General features: G+C 62.4%; 14 protein-coding genes. All 14 read left to right on the top strand.

From position 1 onward, the window contains the following. Positions 1–60 precede the first annotated feature (60 nt). The 14 genes from glyA (at position 61) to spoIIID (ending at position 12,244) form a co-directional block, all read left to right on the top strand. The gene (gene glyA / locus AB1402_01985; protein ID MEW6540370.1) at positions 61–1,308 is read left to right on the top strand and encodes a serine hydroxymethyltransferase; all 1,248 of its coding nucleotides are present in this window, start codon (positions 61–63) and stop codon (positions 1,306–1,308) included. 61 nt (positions 1,309–1,369) lie between these two features. Beyond that, positions 1,370–2,617 (top strand): UDP-N-acetylglucosamine 2-epimerase (non-hydrolyzing), encoded by a 1,248-nt coding sequence (gene wecB / locus AB1402_01990; protein MEW6540371.1) that lies wholly within the window; start codon positions 1,370–1,372, stop codon positions 2,615–2,617. Positions 2,618–2,819: 202 nt separating this feature from the next. Further along, on the top strand, positions 2,820–3,083 hold the full coding sequence (locus AB1402_01995; GenBank protein MEW6540372.1) for an AtpZ/AtpI family protein: 264 nt from the start codon (positions 2,820–2,822) through the stop codon (positions 3,081–3,083). Between the two features lie 12 nt (positions 3,084–3,095). Next, on the top strand, positions 3,096–3,497 hold the full coding sequence (locus tag AB1402_02000; protein ID MEW6540373.1) for an ATP synthase subunit I: 402 nt from the start codon (positions 3,096–3,098) through the stop codon (positions 3,495–3,497). A gap of 43 nt (positions 3,498–3,540) precedes the next feature. Continuing rightward, the gene (gene atpB, locus AB1402_02005) at positions 3,541–4,305 is read left to right on the top strand and encodes a F0F1 ATP synthase subunit A (GenBank protein MEW6540374.1); all 765 of its coding nucleotides are present in this window, start codon (positions 3,541–3,543) and stop codon (positions 4,303–4,305) included. Positions 4,306–4,439: 134 nt separating this feature from the next. Further along, complete coding sequence (atpE, locus tag AB1402_02010; protein MEW6540375.1) at positions 4,440–4,670, top strand: F0F1 ATP synthase subunit C; 231 nt, start codon at positions 4,440–4,442, stop codon at positions 4,668–4,670. A gap of 123 nt (positions 4,671–4,793) precedes the next feature. Next, on the top strand, positions 4,794–5,285 hold the full coding sequence (gene atpF, locus AB1402_02015; GenBank protein ID MEW6540376.1) for a F0F1 ATP synthase subunit B: 492 nt from the start codon (positions 4,794–4,796) through the stop codon (positions 5,283–5,285). After that, positions 5,282–5,830, top strand: a complete 549-nt coding sequence (locus tag AB1402_02020; protein ID MEW6540377.1) for a F0F1 ATP synthase subunit delta — start codon at positions 5,282–5,284, stop codon at positions 5,828–5,830. The genes atpF and AB1402_02020 overlap by 4 nt, the downstream gene beginning before the upstream one ends. Positions 5,831–5,845: 15 nt before the next feature. Beyond that, on the top strand, positions 5,846–7,369 hold the full coding sequence (gene atpA, locus AB1402_02025) for a F0F1 ATP synthase subunit alpha (protein MEW6540378.1): 1,524 nt from the start codon (positions 5,846–5,848) through the stop codon (positions 7,367–7,369). Positions 7,370–7,391: 22 nt separating this feature from the next. Beyond that, positions 7,392–8,285 carry an ATP synthase F1 subunit gamma gene (gene atpG, locus AB1402_02030; GenBank protein ID MEW6540379.1) on the top strand — a complete coding sequence of 298 codons (894 nt, stop codon included), beginning with the start codon at positions 7,392–7,394 and terminating at the stop codon, positions 8,283–8,285. A gap of 27 nt (positions 8,286–8,312) precedes the next feature. Further along, entirely contained in the window at positions 8,313–9,728 is a 1,416-nt protein-coding gene (gene atpD / locus AB1402_02035) for a F0F1 ATP synthase subunit beta (protein MEW6540380.1), read from the top strand. Between the two features lie 56 nt (positions 9,729–9,784). Then, a complete protein-coding gene (locus tag AB1402_02040; GenBank protein ID MEW6540381.1) occupies positions 9,785–10,198 on the top strand; it encodes a F0F1 ATP synthase subunit epsilon in 414 nt (137 codons plus the stop codon). 378 nt (positions 10,199–10,576) lie between these two features. Then, a complete protein-coding gene (gene spoIID, locus AB1402_02045; GenBank protein ID MEW6540382.1) occupies positions 10,577–11,605 on the top strand; it encodes a stage II sporulation protein D in 1,029 nt (342 codons plus the stop codon). Between the two features lie 387 nt (positions 11,606–11,992). Further along, a complete protein-coding gene (gene spoIIID / locus AB1402_02050; GenBank protein MEW6540383.1) occupies positions 11,993–12,244 on the top strand; it encodes a sporulation transcriptional regulator SpoIIID in 252 nt (83 codons plus the stop codon). The last annotated feature ends 144 nt before the right edge of the window (positions 12,245–12,388 follow it).

The raw sequence follows: 12,388 nt of genomic DNA on the forward strand, positions 1-12,388 counted from the left end.
AGTGCCAAAAGCGGTTGAAGAAAAATACGCCCAGTGGGGAGTTAAGAAGGAGTTAGTGATATGGACTGGAACCGGCCCTTGGCCGAAACCGACCCCGAGATCGCCCGGGCGATCGCGCTGGAAATCGCCCGTCAAGGCACCAAGCTTGAACTGATCGCTTCCGAGAACTTCGTCAGCCGCGCCGTCCTGGAAGCCCAGGGTTCGGTGCTGACGAACAAATACGCCGAGGGCTATCCCGGCGCGCGCTACTACGGCGGCTGCGAGTACGTGGACATCGCCGAGAGCGTGGCCATCGAGCGGGCGAAGGAGATCTTCGGTGCCAGGCACGCCAACGTGCAGCCCCATTCCGGAGCTCAGGCCAACATGGCCGCCTACTTCGCCCTCCTTGAACCGGGCGACGTGATTATGGGGATGCGCCTGGCTCACGGGGGGCACCTGACCCACGGCGCCAAGATCAATTTCTCGGGCCGGTATTTCCGGTACGTGCCCTACGGGGTGGAGGAGGAAACCGGCCGGATTGACTACGACCGGATGCATGCCATCGCCCGCGGGCACCGCCCGAAACTCATCGTCGGCGGGGCCAGCGCCTACCCGCGCGCACTGGACTTCGCCCGCATGCGCGCCATCGCGGACGACGTCGGGGCGCTCTTGATGATCGATATGGCCCACATCGCCGGCCTGATTGCCGCCGGGCTGCACATGTCCCCGGTGCCGTACGCCGACGTGGTGACCACCACCACCCACAAGACCCTGCGCGGCCCGCGGGGCGGGATGATCCTGTGCCCGGAGGAACACGCCGCCGCCGTCGACAAGGCGGTGTTCCCGGGCATCCAGGGCGGCCCCCTGATGCACGTGATCGCGGCCAAGGCCGTGGCCCTGGGCGAGGCCCAGCGCCCCGGGTTCAAGGCCTACCAGGAGCAAATCGTGAAGAACGCCCGCGCCCTGGCGGCAGCCCTGAAAGAACGGGACTTTGAGCTGGTGGCGGGCGGTACCGACACGCACCTGATCCTGGTCGACCTTCGGAACAAGGACCTGACCGGCGCCATGGCCGAGGACCTGCTCGACCGGGTGGACGTCACCGTGAACAAGAACATGATCCCGTTCGATCCCCAGCCGCCCCGGGTCACCAGCGGCATCCGGATCGGCACCCCGGCGGTCACCACCCGCGGGATGAACGAGGAGAGCATGGTGCAGATCGCCGAAGTGATCAGCCTGACCTTGGACCACCCGGAAGACCAAAGCATGCACGTCCGGGCCAAGGCCATCGTCGCTGAGCTATGCGCCACCCACCCGTTCCTGAGACTGTAGCGCCCCTTGCGCCCGGGGGAAAAATAGGGGATTGTCCCCCTTTTTGGGGAGGTGGGGGGCTGTGAAGCGGCGGAAGAAGGTGCTGGTGGTCTTCGGCACCCGGCCGGAGGCCATCAAGATGGCGCCGGTGGTGAAAGAACTGGAGCGTTCCCCCTGGTTCGACCCGCGGGTGGTGGTCACGGCCCAGCACCGGGAGATGCTCGACCAGGTGCTCGACCTGTTCGGCATCGTCCCGGCGCACGACCTGGACATCATGCGCCCCGGCCAGTCCCTTTTCGACGTGACCGCCCGGGCCTTGCGCGGGCTGGAAGAGGTGTTCAGCCGGGAGTCCCCGGACTTCGTCCTGGTGCACGGCGACACCACCACCACCTTCGTGGGCGCGCTCGCCGCCTACTACCTCCGGATTCCGGCCGGCCACGTGGAGGCCGGCCTGCGCACCCGCGACAAGTTCTCCCCGTTTCCCGAGGAGCTGAACCGGCACCTGACCGGGGTGCTGGCCGACCTGCACTTTGCGCCCACGGCGCGCGCCCGGGCGAACCTTTTGGCCGAGAACGTGCCCCCGGAGCGGATCGCCGTCACCGGCAACACCGTGATCGATGCCCTCCTGGAGACGGCGCGCCGCGAATTCGATTTCACCAGCCTCGTGGAGACCGCCGGCCCGGCCGCACCGGCCGCCGCCCCGGCCCCGGACACAGCCACGGATCCCGACCGGGAGGGACTCGCCCGCCTGGCCGCGCTCGCCGCCCGCGCGCCCCGCCCCTTTGCCCCGTACCGGGTGCTTCTCGTGACCACGCACCGCCGCGAGAACCTGGGCGCCCCCCTGCGCGGGGTGTACCGGGCACTGCGGCGCATCCTGCTGGAATTTCCCGATACCCTGGCCGTTTTCCCGGTGCACCCCAACCCGATCGTGCAAGCCGCGGCCGCCGCCGAATTGGGCGGCACCGAGCGCGTGCTCCGCACCCCGCCGCTCCCCTACCTGCCCTTCGTGAAGCTGATGGCGACCGCCCACTTGGTGCTCACCGATTCCGGCGGCCTCCAGGAAGAAGCGCCCGCCCTGGGCAAGCCGGTGCTGGTGCTGCGGGATACCACCGAGCGTCCCGAGGCGGTCGAAGCCGGCACCGTCAGACTGGTGGGCCTCGCCGAAGAAGACGTGCGGCGGGAGACAGCGCGGCTTTTGTCCGACGCGCACGCCTACCGCCGGATGGCTGAAGCGGTGAACCCCTACGGAGACGGCGAAGCCGCCCGGCGCACCGTCGGGTTTCTCGCCGCTCACTTCGGTCTGGCGGCGCCACCCGACGAATTTGGCTAAAAATTTTTGCACCAGGCGTCACAAAAAGTTGCTTCCCCGGCAGGAATAAGTCTATCTCCGTAGAAAAGTAACTAGCGTTAAGTAATTAGCGTATGAAAACAGAGCATTAAGTGAAGTGAAAACGGCCAGGTACTGAAGCAGACCGCCTGGTCTTCGCTTCGGTTTTTGGCAGGGACCGGGTTCTCAGGGGGAGGCATACCAAGTGCAAGATAAAGGCGGCTTCGCCAAAGGTATGCGGGCCTTCGCGCTCGGTTCCACGATCGCTGTCCAGTTCGCCGTCAGCCTGGTTCTGGGTATCCTCGGCGGGCGCTATCTCGATGAGTTATGGGGGACCGGCCCGTGGTTGTTGTTGCTGGGGTTGCTTTTAGGACTTGCAGCCGGCACGATGGGCATCTACCGCACGGTATCCCGGTTCATGCCGAACAAGGAGTCCGGCGGCGGCAAGGACAAGGACGACCGGTCCTGAGGAGTGTGGCCCTTGCGCGAGAAGGAATACCACAGTCACGTGGAAAGAACCCTCAAGAAAACCCTGGTGCTTTTGATCGTGGCCTTGGTCGCGGTTTTTTTCGACCGGCAGAGCACCTTCCTCTGGGGCTTGGCGGCCGGCCTCGTGGTCGGCGCCGTCAATACTTTCTTCCTTGGTCTGCGCATCGACAAGATGATCAAAATTGTGCTGAACCACGGCGAAGCCGCCGGCGGCGCTTTCGTGATGATGGGTTTTTTCAGCCGCTGGGGGCTGATCATGCTGGCCTGCCTGTTTGCCGTCAAGACGGGTTGGTTCAGTCTTATCGGTATGCTGGCCGGGTTCTTGGCGCCTTCCGTCCTTAGTGTGGGCGAGGGCATCCGGGACCTGCGGGCGGTGTCCGGTAAGAAGGCTTAAATAAATAGCTGAAAAGAGCTTGGGAAGGAGGTGAGTACACGCGGTGGCGGCGGACTATGCAGGACAAGGCGAAAAAACGGTGCTGGAAAAGATGCATCACGACCTGAACATTTACGGAATTCCAAAACACTGGGATTTGGGGGAGTTTCTGGGTTTTCCGATCCAGTTGAACGCGGAAACTATCTTCCACACCTGGGTGGCGATGGCGGTAACCCTGCTGATCGCCTGGGTGGCCGTGCGGCGGATCGACATGCGCCGGCCGGGGAAGATGCAGGTTTGCTTCGAGATGCTGTTCGATTTTCTACGCGGCCTGATCAATCAGAGTATGAGCCCGAAGAAGGGTGCCGGGCTGTTCTCGATCGTCGTGACCTTTTTCTTGTTCATCGCCGTGATGAACGTGATGGGTGTGGTGCCCACCTACGTCAAACCCACGGCCGACATCCAGACCACATTTGCCTTTGCGTTGATCACGGTATCCCTGATCTACATCTGGGGCATCAAGTACAAGGGTGCCAAATACTTCAAGCACTACGTCTCCCCAAGCCCGATCTTCCTGCCGATCACCCTCATCGAAGACATCGCCAAACCGGTAACCCTGGCCTTCCGGCTTTTCGGCAACATGAAGGGCAAGGAAATCATGATTTTATCGCTTTTGGCCCTCATCAGCGGCACGAGTTGGCTGGCCGGCGGGTTCCTGGCGGGGACGCTCTGGTTGCTGTTCTGCATCTTCATCTCGTTGATCCAGGCTTTCGTGTTTACAATGCTGACCATTGCTTTTGTAAGCAGTGCGGTAAGTGAAGATCACTAGTGAAGACGTGAAGACGTGAAGACGTGAAAACTTTGAGACTTGAAGACGTAACGGGGCGGGGTCGTCGGCAAATGCGGGATCTACCCGCAAGAACTCATAAAAACAAACAGAAATAACGGGAAGGAGGGAAACTAATGGAGGTACAAGCTGCTGCTGCGCTCGGTATGGCTTTCGTGGCCGGCATTTCGGCGATCGGTGCGGCGATCGGTGACGGCATGGCTTGCGGCAAGGCGATCGAGGCGGTTGCCCGTCAGCCGGAGGCCCGTGGCAACATCATGACCCTGATGTTCATCTCCGTCGGTTTGATCGAGTCGCTGCCCATTATCGGTATCGTTATCGCGTTCATCCTGATGGGCCAGCTGTAGGTTCGTATGTGTTCCATTCAATTTAGGGTCTGATGAGCAGGTTTTAGTCTCCTCCAGGCGCTAAAACCTGCTTCACCCTATCTTTATGTTCTCATGTCACCAAGGAAGGAGGAGAACGGGTAGGTGGTAGATCTCAGTTTTAACGCCACAGTGTTCATGCAGATGTTCCACTTCCTCCTCATGCTTGTAGTCTTGCGCTTGTTTGCCTACCGGCCGCTGATGAACGTGATCGAGCAGCGGCAGGTCTACATCGCCGACGAGATTGAAGCGGCCGAGAAGCAAAAAGTTGCGGCGGCCGAACTCCGCAGCCGGCTGGAGGCCGACCTGGCCAAAGCCCGTGACGAAGCCAAGGCGATCGTGACCCGGGCCACCAAGGCCAGTGAGGAGCAGGCACAGGCGATTATGGAACAGGCCCGTACCGAGGCCCAGCGCCTGAAGGAAGAGGCCCTGGCCGAGATCGGACGCGAGAGGGAGAAGGCGATCGCCCAGTTGAGGGATGAAGTGGCGTCGCTGGCGGTACTGGTGGCGGCCAAGGTGGTCAAGGACGCCCTGACCATCGACGCGCAGCACAACCTGGTACAGAATGCCATTAAAGAGGTGGGGCAACTGCAATGATTAAGGGAGCGGTTGCCGCGCGTTACGCCCAGGCGCTTTTCGACGTGGCACGAGACAACAACCGGGTAGCCGAGACCGAGAATGAACTTCGCGGGTTCATGCGGTTGGTTGACGAGTCTCGTGACCTGCAGCAGGTGCTGTATAACCCCCAGGTCCCGGTCGAACTCAAGAAGGAGATCGTCAGGGAGGCCTTTGGGAAGGCGCTTTCCGGGACCACCCTCAATTTCCTCTGCTTAGTCCTGGACCGCCGCCGGGAGCCGTATTTGAAGGGCATTGCGGAGCGTTTCTTTGGCCTGGCCAACGAAACCCGCAATATCGTCGAGGCGGAGGTGACCACGGCCCTCGAGCTTTCGGTGGTGCACAAGGTCAACCTCATGCAGGTTCTTTCCCGGATGACCGGCAAGGAACTCCGGATTCGCTACCAGGTTGATCCCGACATCCTCGGCGGCCTGGTGGTTCGTTTGGGGGATCGCATTATCGACGGCAGCGTCAAGAGGCAACTTGAGCGGTTGAAGGACAGCATCCGCGAAACTAAAGTTGGATAGGGGTGACAGAGGGGTATGAATCTGAGGCCAGAAGAAATCAGTTCCATCATCCGGCAACAGATTGAAAAATACGAAGTACAAGTAGAGGTAGCAGACGTCGGCACGGTCATCCAGATCGGTGACGGCGTATCGCGGGTGTATGGACTGAAAGATTGCATGTATTCCGAGTTGCTGGAGTTTCCGGGGGGCACCCTGGGAATGGCCCTCAACCTGGAAGAGGACAACATCGGTTGCGTTATCCTGGGCCGCTACCTGCACATCAAGGAAGGCGACGTGGTCCGGCGGACCGGCCGCATTGCGTCGGTGCCGGTGGGCGACGCGCTGATCGGGCGCGTGGTCAACCCGGTCGGCGAGCCGCTGGACGGCAAGGGGCCCATCAAGTCCGACAAGTTCCGCCCCATTGAAAAGATCGCCCACGGCGTGGTGTTCCGGTCTCCGGTGGACACCCCGGTGCAGACCGGCATTAAGGCCATCGACGCTATGATCCCGGTCGGCCGCGGCCAGCGCGAGCTGATCATGGGCGACCGCCAGACCGGCAAGACGGCGATCGCCGTGGACACCATCATCAACCAGAAGGGTCAGGACTGCCTCTGCATTTACGTGGCCATCGGCCAGAAATCCTCCACCGTGGCGAACGTGGTGCAAAAACTGCACGAAGAGGGCGCCATGGACCACACCATCGTGGTCGTGGCCGGCGCCTCGGACCCGTCCCCGCTCCTGTACATCGCCCCCTTCGCCGGCGCGGCGATGGGCGAGGAGTTCATGGAAGCCGGCAAGGACGTCCTGATCGTTTACGACGACCTTTCCAAGCAGGCGGCCGCCTACCGCGAGCTGTCGCTCCTCTTGCGGCGCCCGCCCGGCCGCGAAGCCTACCCGGGCGACGTGTTCAACCTGCACTCCCGGCTCCTGGAGCGGGCCGCCAAGTTGCACCCGAATATCGGCGGCGGTTCCCTGACCGCGCTGCCGGTCATCGAGACCCAGCAGGGCGACGTGTCCGCCTACATTCCGACGAACGTGATCTCCATCACGGACGGACAGATCATCCTGGAGCCCGACCTGTTCTACGCCGGCGTGCGCCCGGCCGTCAACGTCGGCCTTTCGGTGTCGCGCGTGGGCGGCAAAGCCCAGCGGACCGCGATGCGCCAGGTGGCCGGCCAGCTCCGCCTCGACCTGGCCCAGTACCGGGAACTGGCGGCTTTCGCCCAGTTCGGATCCGACCTCGACCGGGCCACCCGGGCGCGGTTGACCCGCGGCGAGCGCATGGTCGAACTCTTAAAGCAGGGCCAGTACAACCCGATGCCGCTCGAGGACCAGGTCATGTCCATCTACACCGGGGTGCGCGGTTTCCTGGACAGCCTCCCGGCGGACAAGGTGGCCGTTTTCGAGACTGAGTTCCTGAAGTACATGCGTACCGAGAAGCCCGAGATCGGCGGGGACATCAGGGCCAACCTGAAGATTACCCCGGAAAACGAGCCCAAGCTGAAGGCCGCTGTGGAAGAATTCAAGCAGATGTTTATTACACAGCACGGGCTAAGCTAGAAGCGGAAGGTGAGGTGTTAGGATGCCTGCGCTTCGCGACTTTCGGCGGCGCATCAAGAGCGTAAAGAGTACCCAGAAGATCTGCAAGGCCATGAAGGCCGTGGCCACGGCCAAGATGGCCCGGGCCCAGGCGACCGTGGTCGCCGCGCGGCCTTACGCCCGGCAGCTGCACGAGGTGCTGGGCCGGGTGGCTTCCGCGGCCACTGACGTGCAGAATCCCCTGTTGACGGTACGTGAACCGAAAAAGGTGTGCTACATCGTAATTACCGCCGACCGCGGTTTGTGCGGCGGTTTCAACTCCAACCTCCTGCGCACCGCCGTCCGGGAACTGAACAAGTGGGACGACTTCAGCCTGGTGGCTGTGGGCCGCAAGTGCCGGAACTTCTTCCGCTTCCGGGAGTGGGAGCGGGATGCGGAGTTCATCGGCCTGGGCGAGGACATCCGGTTTGAGCAGGGCCAGGAGATCGCCCGGTTTGCGATCAACAAGTACATCGCCGGCGAGTACGACGCGGTGTACATGGTGTACAGCAAATTCGTGAACATGCTGGTCCAGCAGCCGACCGTGGTGAAGCTCCTCCCGGTGGAGCCGCCGGCCGAGGAGGCCGTCGCGGCAAAGGCCGGGGAAGGGGAAGAGGCGGCCGCCCCGAAAAAGACGAGGGTCGACTACATCTTCGAGCCCTCCGCCGCGGACGTCCTGGATTACCTGTTGCCCAGGTACGTGGAGAACAGCGTGTACCATGGTTTGATCGAGTCCAAGGCCAGCGAGCAGAGTGCCCGCATGATGGCGATGGATGCGGCCACCAAGAACGCGGGTGAAATGATCGATCGCCTGACGCTCCAGATGAACCGGCTGCGCCAGGAAGGCATCACCAAGGAGTTGCTGGACATCGTCGGCGGCGCGGCGGCACTCGAATAATGTTCGTGAGGAGGTTCGGGGAACACAATGAATGTAGGTGAGGTAGTCCAAATCATCGGCGTTGTGGTGGACGTCCGGTTCCCGCCGGGCCAGGTTCCCGAGATTTACAACGCCTTGACCATCGAGACCGACAAGGTGGACGCGTTCGGGCGCAAGTTCGACCTGACGCTGGAAGTGGCGCAGCACCTGGGGAACAACGTGGTGCGCACCGTGGCCATGTCCACCACCGACGGCCTGGTCCGCGGCGCCAAGGTCACCGACACCGGTGCGCCGATCAAGGTGCCGGTGGGCCGTCCCGTCCTGGGCCGGCTGATCGACGTGCTGGGCCTGCCGATCGACGGGCTGGGCGACATCAAGGCCGAGACCTATTACCCGATTCACCGTCCGGCCCCGCCGCTGGTCGACCAGTCGACCAAGGTGGAGCAGCTGGAGACCGGCCTGAAGGTGATCGACCTCCTGGTGCCCTTTATGAAGGGCGGCAAGATCGGGATGTTCGGCGGCGCCGGCGTGGGCAAGACCGTTATCGTTATGGAGCTCATCAACAACATCGCCAAGCAGCACGGCGGCATCTCGGTGTTTGCGGGCGTGGGCGAGCGGACCCGCGAGGGTAACGACCTCTTGCTGGAAATGACCGAGTCCGGCGTGTTGGACAAGACCATGATGTGTTTCGGCCAGATGAACGAGCCCCCGGGCTGCCGCCTGCGGGTGGGCCTGACCGGGCTGTGCCTGGCCGAGTACTTCCGCGACGAGGAAGGCGCGGACGTGCTGATCTTCATCGACAACATCTTCCGCTTCGCCCAGGCCGGTACCGAGGTCTCCGCGCTGCTGGGCCGCATGCCGTCCGCCGTGGGTTACCAGCCCACCCTGGCGACGGAAATGGGCCAGCTTCAGGAGCGGATCACCTCGACCACCAAGGGTTCGATCACGTCGGTGCAGGCCGTGTACGTGCCCGCCGACGACCTGACCGACCCGGCCCCGGCGAACACCTTCGCCCACCTGGACGGCACCGTGGTGCTGTCCCGGCAGATCGCCGAGCTGGGTATTTACCCGGCGGTGGACCCGCTCGACTCGGTGTCGCGGATTCTCGACCCGAACGTCGTGGGGGCCGAGCACTACCAGGTGGCGCGCGGCGTGCAGAAGGTGCTGCAGCGGTACAAGGAGCTGCAGGACATTATCGCCATCCTCGGGATGGAGGAACTTTCCGAAGAGGACAAACTGATCGTGGTCCGGGCCCGCAAACTGCAGCGGTACCTGTCGCAGCCCTTCCACGTGGCCGAAGCTTTCACCGGCTCGCCGGGGCGGTACGTGTCGCTCAAGGACAACATCCGCGGGTTCCAGGAAATCCTGGACGGCAAGCACGACGGCCTGCCGGAGGACGCCTTCTACATGGTCGGCACCATCGACGAGGCGGTGGAGAAGGGCAAGAAGATCCTCGAGGCCTAGAGCGGCGGCGGGGATCGCGGGAACCGGTCAACGAGCAAGTAAGGATGTGGATATGAATGGCGGATTCCACCCAAAAGGTTTCCATCGTTACCCCTGAGCGGGTGATCTACGGAGACGAGGCCCGTTTCGTCCACGTCCGGGGTACCGACGGCGATCTGGGTTTCCTGCCGGGGCACACCGCGCTTATTTCCAGCTTGAGGCCCGGCCTGCTCCGCATCCAGAAAGAGGGCCAGTGGAACACGTTCGTAGTTGCGGGCGGCTTCGTGGAGGTCCGTGACAGCCGGGTGGTCGTGCTGGCCAACGCTGCGGAGCGCCCCGAGGAGATCGACCTCGCCCGGGCGGAAAAGGCCAGGGAGCGCGCCGAGAAGCGCCTGGCCGCCAAGGACCCCGAGATCGACGTGGTCCGGGCCAAGGCGGCGCTGGCGCGCGCCACGGCCAGGATCGAAGCGGCCGGACAGATCAGGCGCTAAAAGCTAAAGAGTCCGAAAGGGCAGCGAGCGGGAAAAAGACCGAGGTAGGGCATCACCTCGGTCTTTTCACGCGCGAAAAAAGGGGCCTGGCCCCTTTTGGGGCTCCCGTAAGCGTCAAATACTCCCCACCCAGTAAAACAAGCGATAACTAGACTGGTGATTATTCACCCGATCACGCGCGAAAAAAGGGGCCTGGCCCCTTTTTTGGAATCCCTCCTCCGCCGGGTGAAAGGGAACAGTCCCCTTTGGGCCTTAGGGGGACTGTCCCCCCTAGGGTACCCTGTCCCCCTAGGGTGTCCTCGTCGTATAATTTACGCCCAAAAGACATAAACTCCTGGGTAAAGAGCCAGATATTGGCATACGGAGGGATAAACCCTGGTGCGGAGATTGTTCTGGGGCCTGGTACTGCTGGCCGTCGCGGCGGCGATCGCCTTTCCCGACGCCGCGCAGGAATACGCCCGGCGGTTGGCGGACACCGGGAAACCGGAGGTCCGGACCGACGTGCGGTTGTACCGCCACCAGACCGGCCAACTGACAGACCTGTCCCTGGAGGACTATGTGGTTGGAGTGGTGGCCGCCGAAATGCCGGCCGGCTTTCACCCGGAGGCCCTGAAAGCCCAGGCGGTGTGCGCGCGCACCTATATGTTGAAACGCCTGATGGCCGGCGGCGTGGCCAACAGCCCGCACCCCGGGGCGGACGTGAGCGATGACCCGCGCCTGGGCCAGGGGTGGGTATCCCGCGAGGAGCTGCGGGAACGCTGGACCACCTGGGATTATTACCGGAACTACTACAAGATCAAGCGGGCGGTGGACGCCACCGAGGGATTGGTGCTCACCTTTGAGGAGCAGCTTATCGATCCGTTGTACCACTCCTCCTGCGGCGGGGTGACCGAGAATTCCGAAGACGTGTGGAAATTCAGGGTGCCTTACCTGCGGAGCGTGATCTGCCCTTATTGCACCGACCCGTACCCCGGCGAGCGGCGCGTCTTCGCGCTGGAGGACGCGGACGAAGCGCTCGGCACCAATCTGGCGGCCGTGGCGGTGGCCAAAGTACCTGCGGCTGCGGAAGTTCCCACGGGCGTCGGAGGCGGTACGCCCCCCACCAAAGCGTCCGACGCTGCTGTTGGGCTCATTGAAGTCCTGGCGTACACATCCACCGGGCGTCCCAAGCTGCTGTCGTTCAACGGGCGGGAGGTCACCGCCACCACGGTGCGGGACCGCCTGGGCTTGCGTTCGACAAATTTCACGCAGACCATCGAAGGCGGGCGACTCATCATTGAGACCAGCGGGCACGGCCACGGCGTGGGCCTTTGCCAGTACGGCGCCCGGGGTCTGGCCGAGGCCGGGCATGACTTCCGGAGTATCCTGGAACACTACTACACCGGCGTCCGCGTCGAACCCTTCTAAAAAGACAACCAGGCCCCCGCCTTCGGCGGCGGCACCATCGGAAGGATGAAAATACCCCTCACCCTGACCCTCTCCCAGAGGGAGAGAGGATTTTCAGGGTAGCAGAAAAAGATGTCAGACATCTTTTCACCTTCGAGCAGACTGCCAATTCTACATCTCAAAGAAAAGGGAAAAAGGTGTGTCGCCCCTTTTATTCAAGACACCTCTCTTGTGCACCTTTCTCCTGAATCTGCTTGACTCCGGTGCTCCGGCGCCTGACGGCCCCAAGACCTGCCGGCACACCGGCGGTTTCCTGCCGCCAGGAACCCATTTTGTTTTTGTGGCCAAGCATTACGGCGTTTTTGCCGCATATAAATCACCTAACCAGCCTGACCGGGAGGTAAGGTGATGCAGGAATATATTCAGAAGCGGGTGCTGGACATCTGCGCCTACATTCTGGACTCCAAGGCGACGGTCCGCCAGGCGGCCACCGTTTTCAAAGTCAGCAAGAGCACGGTTCACAAAGACATGACCGAAAGACTGCCCTCATTGAACAAGAAATTGGCCAACCGCGTGCGCATAGTCCTGGAACACAACAAATCGGTACGGCACCTGCGGGGGGGCGAGGCCACCCGCAAGAAGTATAAAGAAACAGGGTAAGTTTTTGGGGAAACGGGAGGAATATATCCATATTATGTAGAATCAACAAAGATTAAGGATCACCACCGTGGTTTTGACCTCCGGTAGCTTGCGGCACGTCGCCTTGGCGTGCCCCTGAGTGTGGTTTCACCCCCACATTTCTTT

It is taken from the genome of Bacillota bacterium, from assembly GCA_040757205.1.
Taxonomy (GTDB): Bacteria; Bacillota; Desulfotomaculia; order Desulfotomaculales; family Desulforudaceae; genus Desulforudis.

Bases quoted from the DNA above. Each gene is read 5' to 3' on its own strand.
- glyA (MEW6540370.1), top strand. From the start codon at position 61: ATGGACTGGAACCGGCCCTTGGCCGAAACCGACCCCGAGATCGCCCGG.
- atpE (MEW6540375.1), top strand. From the start codon at position 4,440: ATGGAGGTACAAGCTGCTGCTGCGCTCGGTATGGCTTTCGTGGCCGGC.
- AB1402_02020 (MEW6540377.1), top strand. From the start codon at position 5,282: ATGATTAAGGGAGCGGTTGCCGCGCGTTACGCCCAGGCGCTTTTCGAC.
- atpA (MEW6540378.1), top strand. From the start codon at position 5,846: ATGAATCTGAGGCCAGAAGAAATCAGTTCCATCATCCGGCAACAGATT.
- atpG (MEW6540379.1), top strand. From the start codon at position 7,392: ATGCCTGCGCTTCGCGACTTTCGGCGGCGCATCAAGAGCGTAAAGAGT.
- atpD (MEW6540380.1), top strand. From the start codon at position 8,313: ATGAATGTAGGTGAGGTAGTCCAAATCATCGGCGTTGTGGTGGACGTC.
- AB1402_02040 (MEW6540381.1), top strand. From the start codon at position 9,785: ATGGCGGATTCCACCCAAAAGGTTTCCATCGTTACCCCTGAGCGGGTG.
- spoIIID (MEW6540383.1), top strand. From the start codon at position 11,993: ATGCAGGAATATATTCAGAAGCGGGTGCTGGACATCTGCGCCTACATT.